Genomic DNA, 23048 nt, shown 5'->3' with positions numbered 1-23048 from the left:
GGTAGTTTTTTTGGAATGGTTTCTAACATTAAAATAATTTAAGTAAACTAAATATTTTACGCTTATGAAAACAAATTTACCTCCTTCAATGTACCTGCTTTTACCATTTCTGTTTGTAGTTTCGGCGGCAAGTTCTCAAATGTTTGTTAGCCCAAATAGTAGCGTTTATGTTAGCAATCAAGTAGTTTATATCCAGCAAGCTTTAGAATTAAATGCGGCTACTAGCCATTTTTATTTAAGAAAAGATGGGCAATTAGTACAAGCCACTCCTGCCTTGAGTGCCAACCAAGGACTCGGAAGTCTATCGGTTTACCAAGAGGGTAGTAGTGATAATTACCAATATAATTACTGGTGCTCTCCTGTAGGAGGCAATGTGGCTACGGCAGGAAATTCTGGCTTTACAATTACCCAATTAATGGATGTGGCTTCTGTAACAAACAGTACTCCGGTGACTATTTTGGCTTCTAATAACTATGACGGAACTGCTTCGCCGTTAGCAATAGCACCTTACTGGATTTGGAAACTCCCTTCAACAAGTTCCAATTGGGTATTTGTAGGTTCTAGCAATACGCTACAAGCGGGCGAAGGATTTACCATGAAAGGAACCTCAGGTACCAATACCAACACCGTTAATGGGGTACAAAACAATCCTGGTGCCAAACAACGGTATGACTTTAGAGGAAAACCCAATGATGGAACCATAGCTATTCCTGTTTTGTTGGATCAACTGGTCCTTACCGGAAACCCATATCCCTCAGCAATTGATTTGGCAGCATTTTTAACGGATGCTACTAATTCAACAGGTATTGCCTACTACTGGGAGCAAGATAAAACCAATGCATCTCATTATATTGCTAATTATTTGGGGGGCTACGGTACTTATTCTCCCATGGGAGGTTCGGGTAACGGTGTCTACACACCTGCTACTTTTTATTCTTATGATGGGTATGGAAATCCTGTTGCTGCAACTGGTATGGGAGCTGTTTATGAAAGAAAATTTGCCCCAATTGGACAAGGCTTTATGATCCGAGGTAGTGCTGATGGTGTGGTAGAAATGAAAAATAGTTACCGAAAGTATGTAAAGGAGGCCAAAGCCAATCTGTCTGAATTTGAAAGAAATGCCAACGCAAACAAAACCCCAAAAAAGAATGCTACAGATACCGCCATCGCCGATGCGATAACACCACAAATCCGGTTTAATGCTTTGCTAAACAACCAAGGAGTGCGTCAAATAGTACTCGCATTTGCGCCAAATGCTACCGACGGTATGGACCATGCCATGGATGCAGCGCCAGCAGGTTTAAATGTGGTGGCAGATGTTTGTTTTGTAGTAGCCGATAATGAGCTAGTAGTTAATGCACTACCGTTTGATTTAGACAAAAAAATTCCGCTGGAGTTTTCTAACAATATGCAGGCCAATTTTAAAATTAGCGTAAATCAAATTCTTAACCTAGACCAACTAGATGCGGTTTATTTGCATGATAAAATAGCCGATACGTATTTGGATATTAAAGAGAATTTTTTTGAGGTGGTATTGCCCGCAGGTGTAAATAAAACCCAGTTTGAAATTACCTTCAAGACGGATCGGGTTTTAGCGGTGAATGAGCTTGCAAAACAAGATTTTGTAATGTATCAAAACAACGAAACTAAAAACATTACGATTAATAATCCGCTTCAAAAAGAACTTGTTTCTTGCGCGGTATATGATATTGTAGGAAAACTTGTTTTTAGTAAAACCAAATTGGGAGCGGATTTAAACTATACTTTTTCTAGCTCAGGATGGAGTGATGGGATTTATATTGTTCAGTTGGAAACCAAAGATAAAATCCGTAGCACTCAAAAAATTAGTATCCATAATTAAGCTATTTAAAACAATCTCCAAAAAATGTAATCTTTAAATGGATTGCATTTTTTTGTTTATAAGTTTTATCTTTGTAAAAAAAGTTGAATCAACAAATAACCACCTCCTTTCCCTTGGGTATTACCGTAACGGTCAAACGCGAAGATTTAATTCATCCGTATGTTTCGGGCAATAAATTCCGAAAACTCAAGTATAATTTGCTGCAAGCCGAAAAAGAAAACAAAGGGTGTTTGCTTACCTTTGGCGGCGCTTTTTCTAACCACATTGCTGCTGTTGCCTATGCAGCTCAAGAGAGCGGCCTGCAAAGTATTGGTATTATTAGAGGAGATGAGTTGCGAGACAAGATAGCACAAAACCCTACCTTAGTGTTTGCTCAAGCTTGCGGTATGCAGCTAGAATTTGTTTCAAGAGAAGCATATCGAAATAAAAATTCTGCAGAGTTTATAGCCCAATTACAAGCCAAATGGGGCGATTTTTATCTTATTCCTGAAGGAGGCACCAATGCGTTGGCAGTAGAGGGGTGCCAAGAAATTTTGACACAAGAGGATGCCGCTTTTGATTATATCTGTTGCGCTGTAGGCACCGGAGGTACCATCTCTGGAATTATCAATAGTAGTTTGCCGCATCAAAAAGTTTTAGGATTTCCGGCTCTCAAAGGCGCGTTTTTACAGGATGAAATTTGTATTTTTGCAAAAAAAAACAATTGGGAATTAATTGAAGAATACCATTTTGGAGGGTATGCAAAGGTAAACGAAGCATTAATACATTTTATAAACCAATTTTTTAAAGAAAATAACATTCCGTTAGATCCCATTTATACCGGAAAGTTGTTTTTTGGCGTTATAGAAAGGATTCAAAACAACTATTTTCCGCCAGAATCCAAAATTTTATTAATTCATACCGGAGGATTACAAGGAATACAAGGAATGAACAATACATTAAAAAACAAACAATTACCCCTAATAGAGAGCCATGTTTAAAAAAATTATTCTTGTTTTAACCCTAGTGACTTTAATGAGTTGTACTGCAACAAAGTCACCAATAAAGACTACAAAAACAGCAGCTGCATCCGCAAAAAAACCAGTAACAAGGAATGTTAGAACCCATACTAGCACCAGACAAACGCCATCCAGAAGCCCACAGAGGACAGCTCAAAAAAACACCCATACAGAAGTCATTCAATCGACTTCTAGAACTGTTGTATCTAATGATGTTATAGGAGATTATATCTTGCAGTACAAAAACATTGCCATGAATAATATGAAAACGTACGGAATTCCGGCAAGTATAATTTTGGCGCAAGGTATTTTAGAATCGGGAGCCGGAAGGGGTGATTTAGCACAAACGGCTAACAATCATTTTGGGATAAAATGCCATACTGGTTGGACTGGAGATAGTGTAAGGCATGATGACGATGCAAGTCAAGAATGTTTTAGAAAATATACCGAAGCCGCAGAATCCTTCAAAGACCATTCGTTGTTTTTGACCGGAAGAAGCCGTTATTCTAATTTGTTTTCTTTAGATAAAGATGATTTTCGTTCTTGGGCCAAAGGGCTCAGGCAAGCCGGATATGCTACAGATCCGCGTTATCCAGAAAAATTAATATCGTATATAGAACGGTATGATTTAGGACAGTATGATGCTTTTGTGCTCGGGAATAATTACATTCCTACGGAGAACAACACAGCAATCAGAATTAACAACAGTGCTATGGTGTATGATCCAAATGCAGTGTATCATGAGGTGCAAAAAGGCGATACGCTGTATTCTATTTCTAAAAAATACCAAGTGCCAATTACGGCTCTAAAGCAAAAAAACAATCTTTTAGAAAATACGATTTCTATAGGGCAAAAACTCATTGTAAATTAATTATATCCAAAAACACCAAATAGAATGCGATACCAAAGAAGTAGTCAGCTTTTTGCTGAAGCGGAAAAAGTAATACCAGGAGGAGTAAACTCTCCCGTAAGAGCTTTTAAAGCCGTAGGAGGAACTCCTATTTTTGTAGAACGAGCAAAAGGAGCTTACTTGTATGATGCAGACGGAAACCGTTTGATAGATTACATCAATTCATGGGGGCCTATGATTTTGGGTCATGCTTTTGAGCCAGTAGTACAAGCTGTTATTGAGAAAGCTAAATTAGGAACGTCGTTTGGAATGCCTACGGAGTTAGAAACTCAAATTGCTGCCTTGGCAGTACAGATGGTTCCTAATGTAGATAAAATACGTTTTGTAAACTCAGGTACAGAGGCTTGTATGAGTGCCGTACGTTTGGCTCGTGGCTATACTAAGAGAGACAAAATAATAAAATTTGCAGGGTGCTACCATGGGCATTCGGATTCTTTTTTGATCCAAGCCGGTAGTGGCGCCGTGACCTTTGGATCTCCTAATAGTCCTGGTGTAACCGCCGGAACCGCCAAAGATACTTTACTTGCTACGTATAATGATTTGACTAATGTTGAAACATTAATTAAGGCCAATCCAAACGAAATTGCGGCTATTATTTTGGAACCAGTAGCCGGAAATATGGGATGTATTCCTCCTCAAAAAGATTTTTTAGAAGGTTTGAGAACATTATGTACCGCACACGGAATTTTACTAATCTTTGATGAGGTAATGACTGGTTTTAGGTTAGCCAAAGGAGGTGTGCAAGAACTATTTGGTATCCAAGCAGATTTGGTTTGTTTTGGAAAAGTAATCGGAGGCGGCTTGCCAGTGGGCGCCTTTGCAGCACGTAATGAAATAATGGATTATCTAGCACCTCTAGGGCCGGTGTATCAAGCCGGAACCTTGTCCGGAAATCCATTGGCAATGGCAGCAGGACTAGCGATGTTACAGACCTTAAATAACGATGCGGCTATTTTTGATAGATTAGCTCAAAAAACAGCCTATTTACGCGCAGGTATAGAAAAAGTGCTTACCGCCAACCAGGTCGTTTTTACCACCAATAGTATTGGATCTATGATTTCGGTACATTTTGATGCGAACCCTGTGGTAGATTTTCAATCTGCAGCTAAGGGTGATAATGCTACTTTCAAAAAATTCTTTCATGGTTTGTTGCAAGAAGGAGTTTATATAGCGCCGTCTGCTTACGAGACTTGGTTTATCACGGATGCGCTTACGTATGAGGATTTAGATTTTACTATTGCTGCTGTAGACAAAGTGAGCAAAACTTTTTAATATAAACAAAAAACTTCCGGCTTTTAAACCGGAAGTTTTTTATTATTGGGACATTTTATCGTGTTTTCTTCTTTTGTTTCTTTCGTTTTTTTCTTCCCATTTATTGTATTGGTCTGGAGACAAAATGCGTTTCATTTTTGTTTTCAAAGCAATTTTTTCGTCCAACATTTTGTTTTTTGATGCCAATCGTTCTTCGGCAGTAGGTCTGTCTGTAGGCTTTGGTTTGTTTTGCATTCGGGCATTTCTTTGCGTGCTTCTTTCGGCAAGAATGGTTTTGATTTCTTGTTGTTGTTTGGAGTCCAGATCGAGTTCGAGGGTAAGTTTTTTTAGGAGTACTTCGTTTTTTTGCTCAGGAGTAAAACGCTCTACGTCCCCTTTTGGATGCATGGCTCTTTTGTTTTGCGCAAAAGCGGTTAAACTAACCGTTATTAATGCAAGAAGAATTAATTTTTTCATGGTACTTTTTTTATAGGTTATTACAGTAAGACTATAAATTTAGTCAAAGGTTTAATACTTAACAAAAAAACAACCAAAATGATATTTATCAGCTAAAATTCAAAAAGGAGTTATATCTTTGCGGTGTGAAAAAATATGCAGTCATAATCCTCTTAGTTTTGTTTCTAAAACCACTATTTCCGGTTGTAGATTACGTGGTTAATTATGATTATATTTCACAAGTTCTGTGTATTAATAAAGCAAAACCAGAACTTAAATGTAACGGAAAATGCCACTTAATGCAAGAACTGGCAAAAACAACCCAGGAAGATAAATCTATTTCATCCAATAAAAAACAAAATACACCCTCTTTGGTAGATCTTTTTATTACCAATGTAGATTCTTTTTCTTTTTTGCTTTTTCAGAACCAAAAGGATTATACCCTAAATTCTAGATACACTAATTGGTACTCGCACTTAAGGAGTACTAGTATTTTTCGTCCGCCCCTTTTTATTTTTTAATTCTCTTTTTATTGTTGTGTCTACTTCTCTTTGGCAAAAGCCTAAGGGTAGGTATCTGTGCGCAACTTATTTTAAAAAATTAGTAAAAAATAAATACACCAATTATAAAAATGAAAAATTTAGTATATAAAGCTCTTGCTGTTTTGGTATTGAGCACCACACTTGCCGCCTGTTCTCCAAAAGAGGAAGAAACTGTTTCTGGAACCGGTACTTTGGCCTTAGAATTTGATAACAGTTTTAAGGGCGATAATTTGATTCTAGGATCGCAGGCAAATGTAACGGCAAGTAACGAAGTTCTTAAAATTACTACTGCAAAATACATAATTAGCAATGTGGTACTAACCAAAGAAGATGGAACTACCTTTACGTATCCCAAAAATCAAAGTTATTTTATTGTAGACGAAGCCACTGCCGCTAGTCATGTAATTGCGCTAAAAAATGTGCCAGCAGCAAACTACATTAAAGTTAGTTTTGGTATAGGAGTAGACAAAGAACAATGGAAATTGGGTGCAGACGGACAAGGTGATTTTTTGGCGCAAGCCCAAGCCTCGAGCATGATGTGGAGCTGGTCTGCGGGCTATAAATTTGTGGCATTTGAAGGAAACTTTACTTCTGCAACCGTTGCGCAACCACTGCCTTTTAAAATTCATACCGGACAAACCGGAACGGATTATAACTACACAACGGTTGCTCTGGATTTAAAATCTAAGGCATTAGTACGCGGGGCTATTACGCCACAAATCCACATTATTGCAGATTTGGCCAAGGTGTTAAACAGCACCAATACCATCCAACTATCCGATAACAATCCTAATGGAACTGGCGCAATGATTATGGGAGGTGCTAAACTGCCTCTAATCACTCAAAACGTAGCTACTATGTTTAGTGTAGACCACGTACATAACGATTAATTTCATTTAAGGGGCATCCGAGTAGTGCTAACCAGATAGGAGCAACACTCTGGTGCTCTTTTTTAAATTTAGAACCATGAAAATAAAACATTTTCTTTGGCTAGTATTCCCTATATTGATTAATTGCTCAGATTCGGACCAAGACGCTAAGTATATAAACCTGCCGTTGGATTTTTCGGTGCCATCCAATTTTCCAAATTTGGCTTACGATATTGCTGCAAATCCTCCAACTGAAAAAGGGTTTGAGTTGGGCAAAAAATTATTTTATGATGGCCGTTTGGCTTCCGATGGATTGGTATCGTGTGGGTTTTGTCACCTACAAGAAAATGCGTTTACTCACCACGGACATACTGTTAGTCATGGTGTGGACAATGCTTTAGGTATCCGGAATGCTCCAGCAATTCAAAACATGGCGTACCAACGTATTTATATGTATGACGGAGCAACAAGCCATCTGGATTTGCAACCCATAATTCCTTTGACCAGCACCGTAGAGATGAATGGCGATCTAAACCGCATTCTTGCCATGATGAAGGCGGATCCAAACTACCGTGAATTGTTTAAAGTTTCCTTTAAAGATGGTGCTGTTTCGATAGAGAACATGCTCAAGGCGCTGTCTCAATTTATGGTTATGCTTACCTCGTCTAATTCTAAATTTGACCATTACAGACGCAATGAAGCCGGAGGAACCCTTACCAAGGAAGAAATGGCGGGATATACTATTTTTAAAAATAAATGTGCCTCATGCCATGCAACGGATTTAATGACAGATGATTCTTTTAGAAACAATGGCTTGGCAATTAACCCTCTAATCAATGATGTAGGACGTTATAGAGTAACGGAGCAAGCAACTGATTACTACAAATTTAAAGTGCCCAGTTTGCGTAATGTGGCAGTAACAGCTCCTTATATGCATGATGGCCGTTTTGGTAGCTTAGCCTCAGTACTGAATCATTATAGCACAGCGGTAGTAGATGGAGCAACTTTAGATCCTATTTTAAAACAAAACGGAAAATTAGGAATTACGCTTTCAGAAACCGATAAAGAGCAATTGATCGCTTTTTTAAATACCTTAACCGATTATCAATATCTTACCGATAAACGATTTTCAGAATTTTAATACCATGAAAAACCCAATAATACTATGTTTGTTTGCTCTTTTGTCTTTTCAGATATCTAGTGCTGCAGTTGTCAAGGATAGCATTTTTAGATTTAGCTTTCAAAAAATGCAATTAGAATCGGCCCTTCGGATGGATTGTGATGCTTGTGGGTGTTCTGCAAGTGGTGGAAGTATGGGGTTTAGCTCCATGTTGAATAAAAATTTTGTAGGTGTACGTTATTTTAATCAAAGCTATTCTAGCAGAGACGGTATTTTTGCAAACTCTCCTTGGATTGCCGAAGATTTCAACACCACCCAAATTTGGGGCAAAATTCCGGTGACTAACAAAATAAAGGTAGCAGCCTTGATTCCTTATCATTTTCATAATAGAGCCTTAACGGCAGGTACCGAAAAGATTAGTGGTCTAGGAGATATGACTCTGATGGCAACCTATTTGGTTTACCAAACCCAAAAAGACAGCACCCTATTGGATCACAACCTGCAAATAGGTGGTGGTCTAAAAATGCCAACCGGAAAATTTAGTGAGGCAAATAATCGGGGCACTGTTAATCAAAGTTTTCAATTAGGTACTGGTAGTTGGGATTACCTATTGCTAGCAGAGTATGTGGTCAAAAAGAAAAAATTAGGACTCAATACCATGGTTAACTACAACCTAAAGACAGAGAACGAAAAAAAATACCAGTTTGGTAACCAATTAAATTACAGCAGCACTCTATTTTATTTGTTTACTGCCCAAAACATACAAGTAGTGCCCCAATTTGGAGTGGCTGGAGAGGTTTATGAAACCAATAAACAACACGGACAAAAGGTCCACGATACAGCAGGAGACGTACTTTTTAGCAAATTTGGTTTAGAGATTGGCAAAGACAAATTTTCATTAGGACTCAATGGCATGTTGCCTTTAAGTCAAAATTTATCCAATGGCAACATGGAAGCAAATTCCCGTTGGAGTGTCCATTTAAACTACAGTTTATAATAGCATTAGACTACAGTTTCTAAATCTCCAAAAACAGGCTTTGTTTTTGGAGATTTTTTGCTTTTAGAGCACCTCAAAAGCTATTTTTAGTTGTTCGGGTAGCAGTCTGAAAGTCATTCGGTGGTATTTAGTCACGCCATATTTTCGGATAGCTTCTCGGTGTTCTTTGGTAGGGTAGCCTTTGTTTTGTTTCCAGTTATACATCGGAAATTCCTCATGAATCCGTTCCATATATGCATCCCGATACGTTTTTGCAAGCACCGAAGCCGCTGCAATACTCTGGTATTTAGCATCTCCTTGGATGATGCATTGATTAGGGATAGAAGCAAGCCATTCTTTTTCCGTAAGGGTAAAAATTTTGCCAGAACTATTTTGCTGCCATTTTTTTTGGATAAAAGCACTATTGCCATCCACAATCACGTATTCTGGTTTTGGATGCAATTGCAACACACTTTCTTGCATTGCTTTTATAGAAGCATTTAAGATATTGATTTGGTCAATTTCTAAAGGTTCCAGATGCGATACCGCAAAGCATACAGCCTGTTGTTCAATAATGGGTCGTAATTTTTGACGTATTTTTTCAGAGAGTTTTTTACTGTCCTTTAAATAAGTATTTTCAAAATCAGCAGGCATTATTACCGCTGCTGCAGTTACTGGACCCGCAAGGCAACCGCGTCCGGCTTCGTCAGCTCCGGCCTCTAAGACAAAAGAAGAATACTTTTTTTTGAGCATGGCTAAGGTTTTAAGACCACAAAGATTGTCATTTTTTTACAATAGTACTCTATTTTTAAGAGCAGATAGCCATTATTTATTGAGGGTATTTATTCTGTTTTTTTATACGTTTGTATCCTTTACCTTTGTGGAGGTTATTTGTAATTAAAAAACAGCTTGTAATTATATCTTTATCTAAATGAGAACCCTTCTTTATATCTATATACTCCTAATTCCGACACTTGTGTTATCTCAGGTTGTGTCAGAAAAACCATCCAGTTCTAAACCCGAAAGCCAAGCAAATGCACCTTCTTTAGATCCAAATGCCTCTCCAAAAACCCCTACAATAGACCAATACCGTTTTATAAACATCGAACGCGATACCACTTATTTAGATACTTCTTTGACCATTCAAAAAGAATACCGTTTTAATTATCTGCGTAAAGACAATTTTGGTCTGTTAGCATTTTCTAACGAAGGACAAACCTACAATACCCTACACTATGGTTTAGAGAAAACCACTGCTTATCCAGAATTTGGTTTCAAAGCCAAGCATTTTAATTTTCTAGAAGCGCAAGACATAACCTACAATTCTGTAGCGACACCCCTAACGGAGCTATACTTTAAAACCGTAATGCAAAAAGGGCAGTCCTTAGACGCTTTTTTTACCCTAAATTTAAATCCAAGGCTTAATCTTTCAATAGCATACAAAGGGTTACGATCCCAAGGAAGGTATATAAACCAACTTGCAAGTACCGGTAATTTTAGATTTACCGCAAGTTACAATACCCTAAACCAACGTTATTATGCCAATGCACATTACACCTACCAAGATATTTTAAATCAAGAAAACGGTGGCATTACTACCCTTTTGGACTTTGAAAGCAAAGATCCCACCTATGCTAACCGAGAAAAATTACAAGTTTACTTTACCGATGCCAAATCTTTTCTAAAAGGCAAACGCCTATTTATAGATCATTTTTTTCAACTCAACGCCAACAAAGGAGCCAACAACCTCTACCTTGGGCACCAGTTTAATTATGAAAACAAATTTTTTGAGTTCAACCAAGCCAATGTTGCATCCAAGGTAGGAACCACCACCGTATACCGTTTTGGAGACACCTATACCAATAGCGGCATCAACGACCAGACCCATTATAACAAAATGTACAACAAAGCCGGACTGACCTACCAAAACCGCACTTTGGGTAGCCTGCAACTTTTTGCAGACCATTTTACGAGCAACTACTACTATTACCAAATTCTGATAAAAAACCAACAAACCATACCCGCCTCCTTGAACAGAAACCTCTACAATCTAGGCACACAATACGATTACAAAAAACACCAATGGGCCAGCAAAATTTTGTATTCAAAATCCCTGACAAAACAATCCATGTCCAATCTAGAGGCCGTTTTGCAATACGATTTAGACACCCAAAACCACTTTAAGCTACACTACCAAAACACCCATAAGCTGGCCAATGACAACTATATTTTGCACCAAAGCAGCTACCTAGGCTACAACTGGTCCAAAGACTTCAGCCCCGAAAAAATAAACGCCCTAACCCTAGATGCCACCACAGCCTGGGTTAGCGCCACAGTACAGTTAAAAACCCTAAAAGACCACTTGTATTTTACAAATACCGCCACCAATGCCAGCCAACAAATAATAACCCCCCAACAATACCAAAACACCATCAACTACCTTAGCATAAAAGCAAGCAAAGCCTTTACTTTTGGAAAACTAGCATTAGACAACACCCTTTTGTATCAAAAAGTAACCCAACCACAAGCCATACTAAATGTACCCCAATTAGTCACCCGAAACACCCTTTACTACACGGATTATCTTTTTGATAAAGCCTTGTTTTTTCAAACCGGAGTTACCCTAAACTACTTCACCAAGTACCAAGCCAACGCATACAACCCCATTCTAGGAGAGTTTTTTGTTCAAAATAAAAAAGAAATAGGCAACTACCCCAATTTAGATTTTTTTATCAACGCAAAAATCCAAAGAACCAGAATTTACCTAAAAGCAGAACATTTTAACTCCTCCTTGACCGGCAATAATTTTTATGCAAGCCCGAACCAACCATACCATGATTTTATGATTCGTTTTGGATTAGTCTGGAACTTCTTAAATTAAGCTATTTCATTTGGGCGTTTTCTCGCGCTATCCGCTATATCTTTACTTGCTTAAAGAAAGCAAGCAAAGGATGCCGCTACTATCCCGAACGCAGCCTGCTAAAAAACAAACGTATTTTATAACAAAATACTATCTTTGCAGGAGTAATTATCACAATCTTACCAATAAAACAGACAACAGCATGCAATACGCCGAAAACATATTAGGTACAATAGGAAACACCCCTTTGGTGAAATTAAACAAAGTAACCCAAGAAGTAGCCGCTTTAGTACTTGCAAAAGTAGAAACGTTCAATCCAGGAAACTCCGTAAAAGACCGTATGGCAGTCAAAATGATCGAAGATGCCGAAGCAGACGGACGTTTACAACCAGGCGGCACCATCATCGAAGGCACCTCCGGAAACACCGGTATGGGACTAGCGTTGGTAGCCATCATTAGAGGCTATAAACTGATCTGTGTAATCTCAGACAAACAATCCAAAGAAAAAATGGACATCCTTAGAGCCGTAGGCGCAAAGGTAGTGGTTTGTCCTACAGATGTAGAGCCCACAGATCCAAGATCCTATTATTCGGTATCCAAGAGATTAGCCACCGAAACGCCTAACTCTTGGTACGTAAACCAATACGATAACCTATCCAATGCATTGGCCCACTACCAACAAACCGGTCCCGAAATTTGGGAACAAACCAAAGGAAAAATAACCCATTTTGTGGTAGGAGTAGGGACTGGAGGCACCATCTCTGGAGTCGGAAAATATTTAAAAGAAAAAAACCCAAATATTAAAATCTGGGGTATTGACACCTACGGTTCTGTATTTAAAAAATACCACGAAACCGGAATTTTTGACGAAAACGAAATATATTCGTACATAACCGAAGGGATAGGAGAAGACATTTTGCCCAAAAACGTAGATTTTTCTCTAATAGACGGATTCACAAAAGTAACCGATAAAGACGCTGCAGTCTACACCCGCAAGATAGCCCTCGAAGAAGGGATTTTTGTAGGCAACTCCGCAGGAGCAGCCGTAAAGGGACTCCTACAACTACAAGAACATTTTCAGCCCGAAGACGTCGTAGTAGTGCTTTTCCATGACTCCGGAAGCCGATATGTAGGCAAAATGTTCAATGATGATTGGATGCGCGAAAGAGGTTTTCTAGAAGAGCCCATAACCAAAGCCGAAGACGTTATCAAAGAACACCTAGACAAACCATTAATAGTAGTACGCACAGAGGAGTTAGTATCGCACGCCATAGAACGCATGCGCAAATACAAAATATCTCAAATTCCAGTTGTAGATACCACTGGGTTTGTGGGTTCGCTTGATGAATCTCACTTGTTCCAAAGTTACCTACAAGACAAAAATACCGCAGACAAACCCATCAAAGAAATCATGGGAAAACCATTTCCGATAGTGGCCAAAGGAACCAAAATTGAAGCTATAGCCCCTTTATTCACCAGAGACAATGCGGCTGTTTTGATTGATTTAGGCAACGGAAAACACCATATTATTACAAAATACGATATTATAGGATCTATCCAATAGCAGTAATATACATACCCACGGATTTGCTGTTTTGCTAAAAACATACCAAAACAGCAAATCCGTTTTTTTTTAACGGCTACATTTTATAAACTCTCTACCAGATGACTTTTACCGCAATAGATTTTGAAACCGCCACCGCATTTCACCCTTGTTCTGTAGGTATAGTTACCGTAGAGAACGGCATCATTGTAGAGGAATTTGTGAGTTTGATAAAACCACCCAACAACCTTTATTCTCCATATACCATTTCTGTTCACGGAATTTATCCTCAAGACACTGCCAATGCCAAAACATTTGCACAGCTATTTCCGGAGATCCAAAAAAGACTACAAAACAGAATAATTGTAGCCCATAACGAGAGTTTTGATCGCAATGTATTGTTCAAATCCATGGCGTTTTATAACCTAAACCACCAAAATTTGGGTATTGCCAACCAATGGGAGTGCACCGTCAAGATATATAAAGCAAAAGGCCTAAAACCTACCAAACTTAGTGATTGTTGCCGTGCCATGCAAATTGCCCTTAACCATCACGAGGCGCTTTCGGACGCAAGAGCTTGTGCTAAATTGTACCTACTAAAATAACTTAAAAATTGTTTAAAGACTTTGTTTTCATTACTTTAGTGGTTTAGCTACAGTATTTATGATAAAAAAAGCCTTTTTGCATTACCTCTGGAAATTTAAAAAATTCGATACGCTTGATTTGGTATCCGTTCACAAAGAACAAATTTCAATTATAGATCTAGGGAGTTATTTAGAATCCGAAAACCCGATTTTTTTTAATGCCCAATTGGTCATAAATCATCAAAAATGGGCCGGAAACGTGCTGATGTATCCAAAGTCTTCCGATATAACTGTTCTTGAAAATGCCTTAGATCCCTCTCTCCAAAGCACTATTTTATATGTAGTGTGGCTGCATGATTTAGCCTCTTGTACCAAAGAAAATTCCGAAATCCCTATCCTAGAACTTCAAACTTACGTTAATCCAGAAATAGTATCTAGTTACCAACTATTAATGACTCCAAAATCTTGGATTTATTGCCAAAAGGATTTAAAAAATAGCTCCAATTGGGCACGTACGGATTGGTTAGAAAAACTTTTTTTGGAACGATTAGAACAAAAAACAGCCACCATCAGAGCATTACTTGCCACAACGCGGAATGATTGGGAAGCTGTTTTGTTTTGTCTAGTAGCCAAAAATTTTGGGCTCAATATAAATGGATCTCTTTTTTATCAAATAGCACAAAGCATTCCGTTTACTATTTTAAGAAAAGAAAGCAATGCTCCCGAAAACCTAGAGGCGCTATTGTTTGGTTTTGCTGGTTTGCTTGATTCGGAAAATCAAGACGGGTATTTTGCGGATTTAAAGTTTCGATATTTTTATTTATTGCATAAATACCAATTAGAGCCCCCAACCTTGGAGCCTGTACAGTACGCAAAGCTACGTCCGGATAATTTTCCTAACATTCGATTGTCTCAGCTTGCTAATTTGTATAGCAACCAGCATAATTTATTTTCTAAGATCATAGAACTGGATACTTTGGAGTTTGCATACACGCTTTTTGATGTAGCAGTTTCTCCCTATTGGAAGACCCATTATGGATTTGGCAAAGAGAGTAGTTTTAAACCCAAAAAAATTTCTAAGTCGTTTGTGGATTTATTGGTTATCAATACCATAATTCCGTTTCAATTTGCTTACCGTAGCAGCTTGGGTCAAGATGCGTCGCGAGAGAGCATCTCTTTAATGCGAAAAATTAGTCCAGAAAAAAATAGTGTAGTAACTAAATTTGTAGCCTTTGGTATGACAGCTGCTGATGCGTTAGATTCGCAATCTTTACTGCAGTTAAAAAAAGAATACTGTCTAAAAAGCAAGTGTTTGGATTGTGCTATTGGAGTAGCAGTATTGCAATAAATACGTTTGGTCTTTTCAGAATAGGCTGCCTTAGTGAAAATAAAAACGTATTTTTGGGGGACTTTTTTTTATACTAAATGCCATGCCAGAAAAAATACCTAGAGTAATAAAAATGAAATATTTTTTTGAAAAATACGGTTTTCATGTTTCTTCTCGTCTAGCCGATAAATTAGGAATGCGGGTTACCAATGTGCGGCTGTTTTTTATTTACATTTCTTTTGTAACAGCAGGATTGTGGTTTGGGGTTTATCTTACGTTGGCTTTTTGGATCAAATTAAAAGACCTAATACGCGCAAAACGCACTTCGGTTTTTGATTTATAACGAGCTAGAAATAAAAAAGGGATTATAAAGTGGTGTCACTTTATAATCCCTTTGGTAACCTAAGGTTTGAGATTATTTATCAGGGTTGTTTAATTTGCTGTGTTTTTTGCCATATACAAAATACAATGCAACACCAATTCCCATCCATAAAACCAATCGGATCCAACTCTCATAAGGCAAAGAGTACATCAAATAACTACACACCAAAACTCCTGCAATTGGAACAAAAGGAACCAATGGCGTTTTGAAAGATCTTGGAGCGTCTGGCATTTTTTTGCGCATAACCAGTACACCCACGCATACCAGCACAAAGGCAAGTAGAGTACCAATACTAACCATATGTCCTAGATCACTAACAGGTACAAATCCAGCAAAGAGACTCACAAAGACCATAAAGAAAATATTGGTTTTATAAGGTGTACGAAATTTAGAGTGTATTTGTCCAAATAACGGAGGCAAAAGTCCATCTTTACTCATGGTATAAAATACACGGCTTTGTCCCATTAACATAACCAACATTACAGAGGTGTATCCAGCCAATATAGCTACAATTAAACCCGTTTGTAAAAAACTATATCCCGTAACTGCAAAAGCTGTTGCTGCAGGTTTAGCATCTCCAACAAATTTATAATAAGGAACTAGTCCAGTCATTACATGAGCAAAGAGTACGTACAAAATAGTACAGATAACCAAGGAGCCTAAAATACCGATTGGCATTCCTTTTTGCGGGTTTTTGGCCTCTTGAGCCGCTGTAGATACCGCATCAAAACCAATAAATGCAAAAAAGACCGTTCCGGCACCAGCAGCTATTCCGGACCAACCAAATTGGCCTTTAATACCAGTATTTTCGGGTACATACGGAATATAATTAGCAGGGTCTATATAGCTCCATCCTAATATAATAAATAGTACTACTACAATAACCTTAAGTACTACTAATGCGTTATTTATAGAGGCGGATTCTTGCGTTCCTCGTATTAACAATAAAGAAAGTGCTGATACAATTAATATTGCCGGCAGATTGATGTAGCCACCCTCTATAATGGTTCCATCACCCAAAGTGAGGGTTTCCCAGGGGGAGCAAATTAATTTTGGGTTTAGATGCACCCCATACTTGTTTAGGAGCTCTAATAAATACCGGGACCAACTAACGCCAACCGTGGCTGCACCCAAAGCATATTCAAGCACCAAATCCCAGCCAATAATCCATGCCATAAATTCTCCCATGGTGGCATAAGAGTAGGTGTAGGCACTACCCGCAACAGGAATCATAGAAGCAAATTCAGCATAACAAAGCCCAGCAAAGGCGCATCCAATGGCTGCAAGAATAAAAGATAAAGTTACTGCTGGTCCAGCATGTTCTGCAGCTGCTATTCCGGTTAAAGAGAATAATCCGGCTCCAATTATGGCACCAACTCCAAGAGCAACAAGAGATCTAGAGGACAATGTTCTTTTTAGACCTTTTTCGTCTTCAGAAGCTTCATTTAGTAAAACCGAAAGCGGTTTTGTTTTCCAAATTGACATATGTTTTTAGGTTTATTATTATTAGTGCTCAAATGTATTATTTTTTATAAAATATAAAAACAATAATGCAATATAACTTAAAATAAAATTGTTATAAATAGGTAGTAAACTCTCCGAATAACGAACTAGCTTCCTAAACAAATTGAAGATTTGTTTGTTTATTAAGTAATTAGGTGCCATGTTGTTATTTTTTAATTTTTGGATTGTTGGTTTGCCTACAAAACGGTACATTTATAAAGTGTCTCAGTAATTCATTATTAAGTGCATTGTTGCTAGATAGTTGCAAAATATAAATTTGGTATTAAAAATATGTTGTTCTCAAAAATCCGTAGTTATTTTAATTATTCAAAAGAGCAAACCCGAGCTGTTTTGCTATTGTTGGGTTTAATTATTGGATTGCAGTTGCTTTATTTTTGTGTAAACGTTACCGCTACAAGTCCAGAGGATCCTCAGGGGCAAAAATGGCTTTCTTTGCAAACAGAAATAGACTCTTTAAAACAAGAAGCAATCCCAGTAAAATCAAAAATAGCGCCTTTTAATCCTAATTTTATTACGGATTACAAAGGCTATCGACTGGGTATGTCTGTTCCGGAGATCGATAGATTGCATGCTTTTAGAAAGAAAAATAACTTTGTAAATAGCGCCAAAGAATTTCAGGCTGTAACTCAAGTGTCGGATTCTTTATTGCAAGAAATGGCCGTATATTTTAAATTTCCGGATTGGGTAACACGGGCTCAAAACACTAACCAGCATCGGCAATATTCTAAAAAATCTTTTACAAAAACAGATGTTGTAAAAACAGATATCAATAAAGCAACTCCAGAAGACTTAATTAAGGTTTATGGAGTAGGGGCGGTTTTTGCGGATAGAATTTTAAAACGCAAAAAACAATTGGGTTGTTTTGTGGCTATGGAACAAATGGAAGAAATTTGGGGTCTTTCGCCACAGGCTATAGAAGGAGTTAACCGCTATTTTAAAGTAATGGAGCTCCCATCTATTGCAAAATTAAACATAAATACAGCCTCTTTGAAAGAAATAGCACAGTTCCCATATTTTAAATATGCTTTGGCTAGAAAAATTATTATCTATCGCAGTAGTAACGGCGATTTTAAAAACATACAGGATTTAACAAAAATTAAGGATTTTCCAACTGAAAAAACTGGTATAATTGATTTATATTTGAGCTTTTAAAACCAATAAACCATACTATGAATTTTGACCCAAACGAAACACAATTGATGATTGCGCAGTCCATACGTGATTTTGCCGAAATAAACATAAGACCCAATATAATGGAATGGGATGAGGCTCAGGTTTTTCCGGTGCCTTTGTTCAAAAAGTTAGGTGAAATGGGCTTTATGGGCATTTTGGTTCCTGAGGAGCTGGGAGGTTCTGGTTTGGGATACCACGAATATATTACCATTGTGGAAGAAATTTCAAAAGTGGATCCTTCTATAGGGTTGTCTGTAGCAGCTCACAATTCGTTATGTACTAACCATATTTTGTCTTTTGGAAACGAAGAACAAAAGAAACGTTGGGTTCCTAAACTAGCTACTGCAGAGCATATTGGTGCTTGGGGATTAACGGAGCACAATACGGGTTCGGATGCAGGTGGAATGCATACTACGGCAAAAAGAGATGGGGATCACTGGATCGTAAATGGAGCTAAAAACTTTATTACGCATGCTATTTCGGGAGATATTGCAGTGGTAATTGTACGTACGGGCGAAAAAGGAGATTCTAAAGGGATGACAGCCTTTGTGTTTGAAAAAGGCATGCCTGGATTTAGCTCAGGCAAGAAAGAAAACAAATTAGGAATGCGCGCTAGTGAAACCGCAGAATTGATTTTTGATAATTGCAGAATACCAGATGCCAATAGACTAGGAGAGGTTGGGCAAGGGTTTATACAGGCAATGAAGATACTAGATGGAGGCAGGATATCTATAGGTGCTTTGTCTTTGGGTATTGCTAAAGGAGCTTATGAAGCAGCTTTAAAATATTCTAAAGAAAGACACCAATTTGGTAAGCCAATTTCTGAATTTCAAGGGATCTCTTTTAAATTAGCCGATATGGCTACAGAGATAGAGGCCTCAGAGTTGCTATTGCATAAAGCAGCTTTTTTAAAACAAGAACACCGCCCCGTTACCACTCTAGGAGCTATGGCAAAAATGTATGCCTCGGAGGTATGTGTGCGCGTTGCTAACGAAGCCGTACAAATACATGGTGGATATGGTTATACTAAAGACTATCCGGTAGAAAAATTTTACAGAGATGCAAAATTATGTACTATAGGCGAGGGAACTACTGAGATACAAAAAGTAGTAATAGCCAGAAATGTATTAAAGGCGTAGGGGTTCCGGGGTTAAAATGAAAATATTTTGGATGGCTATTTGCCGGATTTCTGTGTGAAGGATAGCAGTGAAAATCCTTTTATGAAGCCTTGCGGAATAAAAGATTGTAACGAATAGCCTGACGGCAAACCAAGAGGTTATTCTGGAATCAAGAGCTCCTTTTTGCCGGCACACCCAAAAAAAGCACTAATTTATGCTTGTAAAGTCAAAATAATGACTACTTTTGCACACTTAACGAAAGGGGGTGTCAAAATTATGTTAATTATACCAATTAAAGACGGAGAAAATATCGATAGAGCATTAAAGCGCTATAAAAGAAAATTTGATAAAACAGGAACTGTTCGTCAGTTAAGAGCACGTACTGCTTTTATTAAACCTTCTGTAAAAAATAGAATTAAAGTGCAGAAAGCAGCTTATATTCAAAACATGAAAGACAACTTAGAGAACTAAGTAGTTTTTGTTATTCAATAAGTACCGTTAGTCATTAAAGTTTTTATAACTTTGATGCTAACGGTTTTTTTATTTTATATGACAATCCTTCACGCTTTTCAAGAGTATTTAGAAAAAGAAAAAAATTACGCATCGCATACCGTGAAGGCTTACGGTAGAGATGTGCAAGAATTCCAGCGCTTTTTAGTATTGGCATTTGATCAGCAGGATTTGCTCGGGGTGGTGTATAGCCAGATTAGGTCTTGGATTGTGGTTTTGGTAGATGGGGGCTTGTCTAATCTTACCGTTAATAGAAAAATTGCATCCTTGCGGGCTTTTTATAGGTTTTTGCTAAAAAGCAAGCAAATAACAGATTCTCCATTACTTAAGCATAGGTCGTTGCGAGTCAAAAAAACGTTGCAAATTCCTTTTTCGGAAAAAGAAATGACTCATGTTTTGAAAGCGGATCAAGAGGAGGTTACTTTTGAAACGGTTCGTAATAAATTGATTGTAGATTTGTTTTACACCACTGGCATGCGTAGGGCAGAGTTGCTTGGTTTGCGTTTGGATGGGGTTAATTGGTCTGCTCGAACCATTAAGGTTTTAGGTAAACGAAATAAGGAGCGCATTATACCTATATTGCCTATAGTGCAAGATCAGTTGGTGCTGTATAATACGTATAGATCGCAATTAGAAAGTATAGAAGATACAGAATGTTTCTTTTTGTCCAAAAAAGGATCTAAATTGAGTATTTCTTTTGTGTATCGTTTAATTAATTCTTACTTTAGTGGAGTGTCTGAAAAAGTAAAAACAAGTCCGCATGTCTTACGGCATACCTTTGCGACTCATTTGCTAAATCATGGTGCAGATTTGAATTCTGTCAAAGAGTTATTAGGTCATTCTAGTTTGGCTTCTACACAAATTTATACCCACAGTAGCTTGTCCGAGCTCCAAAAGGTGTATAAAGAAGCACATCCCAGAAATAAATAGTATTTGTTTGATGGGTAAGTTTAACAATTAAATAAATGAATTATGAAGGTAAGTATTCATGCAGTCAACTTTACTGTTGATGCAAAATTAGTAAGTTATGTTCAGGAAAGAATGGATAAGCTAGAAAAATATTACGATAAAGTAGTTTGTTCGGATGTTTATTTGAAACTGGACAACACCAGTGATAAAGAAAATAAAATAGTCGAAATTAAAATGAATGTGCCTGGAGACGACTTTTTGGTCAAAAAACAGTGCAAAAGCTTTGAAGAAGCAGTGGAGCTTTCGGCTGAATCTTTAGAGAGAATGCTTGTAAAAAGGAAAGAAAAGGTGCGAGCGCATATTTAATGTGAAATTTTTTTAAAAAAATGTTTTGATTCAAAGATAAAATACATACATTTGCAGTCCGTTAGAAATAGCGGACTTTTTTTTGATAATGCCAGTGTAGCTCAGTTGGCTAGAGCAGCTGATTTGTAATCAGCAGGTCGTGGGTTCGAGTCCCTCCACCGGCTCTAAAAAAAAAGAAAAGAATACAGCTTTGGTTTTTAAATAAAACGGCTAAGCTTTTTTTTAGGTTATAAAAGGTTGTTTTTGAAATAGAACCTTTTTTGAAATAATGTGTAGATTATTAGTTAATGGGGAGATACTCAAGCGGCCAACGAGGGCAGACTGTAAATCTGCTGTGTAAACTTCGCAGGTTCGAATCCTGCTCTCCCCACAAACAATGACTTTTGGGTTATTGAATAATAATTTTGCCGGTGTAGCTCAGGGGTAGAGTGCTTCCTTGGTAAGGAAGAGGTCTCGGGTTCAATTCCCGACATTGGCTCAAGTAAGTAGGAAATTGAAATTAATATATAACTAAGATTAAAAATTAAGTAAAATGGCAAAGGAGAATTTTAACCGTTCCAAACCGCACTTAAACATAGGTACAATTGGACACGTAGATCACGGAAAAACAACATTAACGGCTGCAATTACAAAAGTATTGTCTGATGCAGGTTATTGTCAAGCAAAATCATTTGATCAAATTGATAATGCTCCAGAAGAAAAAGAAAGAGGTATTACAATTAATACATCTCACGTAGAGTACGAAACAGCTAATCGTCATTACGCTCACGTTGACTGTCCAGGTCACGCGGATTACGTAAAGAACATGGTTACTGGAGCGGCTCAAATGGATGGTGCTATTCTTGTAGTTGCTGCAACAGATGGTCCAATGCCACAAACACGTGAGCACATCTTGTTAGGTCGTCAAGTAGGTATTCCTAGAATTGTTGTATTCATGAACAAAGTGGATATGGTTGATGATGAAGAGTTGTTGGAACTTGTTGAAATGGAAATTAGAGATTTATTGTCTTTCTACGAATATGATGGTGATAATGGTCCTGTTGTTCAAGGTTCTGCTTTAGGTGGATTGAATAACGATCCAGTATGGGTTCCAAAAATTATTGAATTAATGGAAGCGGTTGATTCTTGGATTGAAGAGCCGGTTAGAGATGTTGCAAAACCTTTCTTAATGCCAGTTGAAGATGTTTTCTCAATTACAGGTCGTGGAACTGTTGCTACAGGTCGTATCGAAACTGGAGTTGCTAATACAGGAGATCCAGTTGAGATCATTGGTATGGGAGCTGAAAAATTAACTTCTACAATTACTGGAGTTGAAATGTTCCGTAAAATCTTGGATAGAGGTGAAGCTGGAGATAACGTAGGTATACTTTTAAGAGGTGTTCAAAAAGAAGACATCAAAAGAGGAATGGTTATCTGTAAGCCAGGTTCTGTTAAGCCACACGATACATTCAAAGCAGAGGTTTATATCTTGAAAAAAGAAGAAGGTGGACGTCATACTCCATTCCATAATAACTACCGTCCACAGTTTTACGTACGTACAACAGATGTGACAGGTATTATTACTTTACCAGAAGGAGTAGAGATGGTTATGCCAGGGGATAACTTAACAATTGATGTTAAATTATTAAGCCCAATTGCATTAAGTGTAGGTTTACGTTTTGCGATCCGTGAAGGTGGTAGAACAGTAGGTGCAGGACAGGTAACTGAAATTGCATAATTCTATATAATAATTTAAAACCAGTAACCGCTTAGGTTGGTTGCTGGTTTGT

Annotated in this window: 22 protein-coding genes and 3 tRNA genes; 22 read left to right on the top strand and 3 right to left on the bottom strand. The window is 37.8% G+C overall.

Annotated features, from left to right (window positions below):
- Window positions 1–64 precede the first annotated feature (64 nt).
- From LB076_RS00295 to hemL, 4 genes are all read left to right on the top strand, one after another.
- Complete coding sequence (locus LB076_RS00295; protein WP_078055250.1) at window positions 65–1861, top strand: T9SS type A sorting domain-containing protein; 1797 nt, start codon at window positions 65–67, stop codon at window positions 1859–1861.
- A gap of 83 nt (window positions 1862–1944) precedes the next feature.
- Entirely contained in the window at window positions 1945–2841 is an 897-nt protein-coding gene (locus LB076_RS00290; protein WP_066332673.1) for a 1-aminocyclopropane-1-carboxylate deaminase/D-cysteine desulfhydrase, read from the top strand.
- On the top strand, window positions 2834–3730 hold the full coding sequence (locus LB076_RS00285) for a glucosaminidase domain-containing protein (RefSeq protein ID WP_066332671.1): 897 nt from the start codon (window positions 2834–2836) through the stop codon (window positions 3728–3730). Before LB076_RS00290 ends, LB076_RS00285 begins: the two co-directional genes overlap by 8 nt.
- A gap of 24 nt (window positions 3731–3754) precedes the next feature.
- The gene (gene hemL, locus LB076_RS00280) at window positions 3755–5041 is read left to right on the top strand and encodes a glutamate-1-semialdehyde 2,1-aminomutase (RefSeq protein ID WP_066332669.1); all 1287 of its coding nucleotides are present in this window, start codon (window positions 3755–3757) and stop codon (window positions 5039–5041) included.
- Window positions 5042–5083: 42 nt separating this feature from the next.
- On the opposite strand, the gene LB076_RS00275 is transcribed toward hemL, so the two are convergent.
- Window positions 5084–5497 carry a hypothetical protein gene (locus tag LB076_RS00275; RefSeq protein WP_066332668.1) on the bottom strand — a complete coding sequence of 138 codons (414 nt, stop codon included), beginning with the start codon at window positions 5495–5497 and terminating at the stop codon, window positions 5084–5086.
- Between the two features lie 125 nt (window positions 5498–5622).
- Between LB076_RS00275 and LB076_RS00270 the strand changes: the two genes are divergently transcribed.
- The 4 genes from LB076_RS00270 to LB076_RS00255 all read left to right on the top strand — a co-directional run bounded on the left by LB076_RS00270 (window position 5623) and on the right by LB076_RS00255 (window position 9004).
- Window positions 5623–5997, top strand: a complete 375-nt coding sequence (locus tag LB076_RS00270) for a hypothetical protein (protein ID WP_232505659.1) — start codon at window positions 5623–5625, stop codon at window positions 5995–5997.
- Between the two features lie 110 nt (window positions 5998–6107).
- Entirely contained in the window at window positions 6108–6908 is an 801-nt protein-coding gene (locus tag LB076_RS00265) for an MbnP family protein (RefSeq protein ID WP_066332658.1), read from the top strand.
- Window positions 6909–6984: 76 nt separating this feature from the next.
- Window positions 6985–8028, top strand: a complete 1044-nt coding sequence (locus LB076_RS00260) for a cytochrome-c peroxidase (protein WP_066332655.1) — start codon at window positions 6985–6987, stop codon at window positions 8026–8028.
- A gap of 4 nt (window positions 8029–8032) precedes the next feature.
- Window positions 8033–9004, top strand: a complete 972-nt coding sequence (locus LB076_RS00255) for a transporter family protein (RefSeq protein WP_066332652.1) — start codon at window positions 8033–8035, stop codon at window positions 9002–9004.
- 63 nt (window positions 9005–9067) lie between these two features.
- Here the strand turns inward: LB076_RS00255 and LB076_RS00250 are convergent, their stop codons facing one another.
- A complete protein-coding gene (locus tag LB076_RS00250) occupies window positions 9068–9736 on the bottom strand; it encodes a ribonuclease HII (protein ID WP_066332650.1) in 669 nt (222 codons plus the stop codon).
- A 178-nt stretch (window positions 9737–9914) separates the two neighbouring features.
- On the opposite strand from LB076_RS00250, the gene LB076_RS00245 reads away from it, so the two are divergent.
- From LB076_RS00245 to LB076_RS00225, 5 genes are all read left to right on the top strand, one after another.
- On the top strand, window positions 9915–11864 hold the full coding sequence (locus tag LB076_RS00245) for a putative porin (RefSeq protein ID WP_066332646.1): 1950 nt from the start codon (window positions 9915–9917) through the stop codon (window positions 11862–11864).
- 181 nt (window positions 11865–12045) lie between these two features.
- Entirely contained in the window at window positions 12046–13407 is a 1362-nt protein-coding gene (locus LB076_RS00240) for a pyridoxal-phosphate dependent enzyme (protein ID WP_066332767.1), read from the top strand.
- A gap of 101 nt (window positions 13408–13508) precedes the next feature.
- Window positions 13509–13991, top strand: a complete 483-nt coding sequence (locus LB076_RS00235) for a 3'-5' exonuclease (protein ID WP_066332645.1) — start codon at window positions 13509–13511, stop codon at window positions 13989–13991.
- 58 nt (window positions 13992–14049) lie between these two features.
- The gene (locus tag LB076_RS00230) at window positions 14050–15318 is read left to right on the top strand and encodes a DUF2851 family protein (protein WP_335583361.1); all 1269 of its coding nucleotides are present in this window, start codon (window positions 14050–14052) and stop codon (window positions 15316–15318) included.
- A gap of 82 nt (window positions 15319–15400) precedes the next feature.
- Window positions 15401–15640 (top strand): PspC family transcriptional regulator, encoded by a 240-nt coding sequence (locus tag LB076_RS00225; protein WP_066332644.1) that lies wholly within the window; start codon window positions 15401–15403, stop codon window positions 15638–15640.
- 72 nt (window positions 15641–15712) lie between these two features.
- On the opposite strand, the gene LB076_RS00220 is transcribed toward LB076_RS00225, so the two are convergent.
- Window positions 15713–17164, bottom strand: coding sequence for an amino acid permease (locus tag LB076_RS00220; protein ID WP_066332642.1), 1452 nt, complete (start codon window positions 17162–17164; stop codon window positions 15713–15715).
- Window positions 17165–17473: 309 nt separating this feature from the next.
- On the opposite strand from LB076_RS00220, the gene LB076_RS00210 reads away from it, so the two are divergent.
- From LB076_RS00210 to tuf, 9 genes are all read left to right on the top strand, one after another.
- Window positions 17474–18355 carry a ComEA family DNA-binding protein gene (locus tag LB076_RS00210; protein WP_066332636.1) on the top strand — a complete coding sequence of 294 codons (882 nt, stop codon included), beginning with the start codon at window positions 17474–17476 and terminating at the stop codon, window positions 18353–18355.
- Window positions 18356–18372: 17 nt separating this feature from the next.
- Window positions 18373–19515, top strand: coding sequence for an acyl-CoA dehydrogenase family protein (locus tag LB076_RS00205; protein ID WP_066332633.1), 1143 nt, complete (start codon window positions 18373–18375; stop codon window positions 19513–19515).
- Between the two features lie 255 nt (window positions 19516–19770).
- Complete coding sequence (gene rpsU, locus LB076_RS00200; RefSeq protein WP_007137807.1) at window positions 19771–19965, top strand: 30S ribosomal protein S21; 195 nt, start codon at window positions 19771–19773, stop codon at window positions 19963–19965.
- 78 nt (window positions 19966–20043) lie between these two features.
- On the top strand, window positions 20044–20934 hold the full coding sequence (locus tag LB076_RS00195; protein WP_066332630.1) for a tyrosine-type recombinase/integrase: 891 nt from the start codon (window positions 20044–20046) through the stop codon (window positions 20932–20934).
- A gap of 42 nt (window positions 20935–20976) precedes the next feature.
- Complete coding sequence (hpf, locus tag LB076_RS00190) at window positions 20977–21279, top strand: ribosome hibernation-promoting factor, HPF/YfiA family (protein WP_066332628.1); 303 nt, start codon at window positions 20977–20979, stop codon at window positions 21277–21279.
- Between the two features lie 90 nt (window positions 21280–21369).
- Window positions 21370–21443, top strand: a tRNA-Thr gene (locus LB076_RS00185).
- 125 nt (window positions 21444–21568) lie between these two features.
- Window positions 21569–21649: transfer RNA gene (locus tag LB076_RS00180), tRNA-Tyr, on the top strand.
- Window positions 21650–21685: 36 nt separating this feature from the next.
- A tRNA-Thr gene (locus tag LB076_RS00175) sits at window positions 21686–21757 on the top strand.
- A 54-nt stretch (window positions 21758–21811) separates the two neighbouring features.
- The gene (tuf, locus tag LB076_RS00170) at window positions 21812–22996 is read left to right on the top strand and encodes an elongation factor Tu (RefSeq protein WP_066332625.1); all 1185 of its coding nucleotides are present in this window, start codon (window positions 21812–21814) and stop codon (window positions 22994–22996) included.
- Window positions 22997–23048: the final 52 nt, after the last annotated feature.

This window comes from Flavobacterium crassostreae, from assembly GCF_001831475.1.
Lineage (GTDB): Bacteria > Bacteroidota > Bacteroidia > Flavobacteriales > Flavobacteriaceae > Flavobacterium > Flavobacterium crassostreae.
The sequence above is the reverse complement of the archived record's forward strand: the minus strand, read 5'-3'. Positions and strand labels throughout refer to the sequence as shown.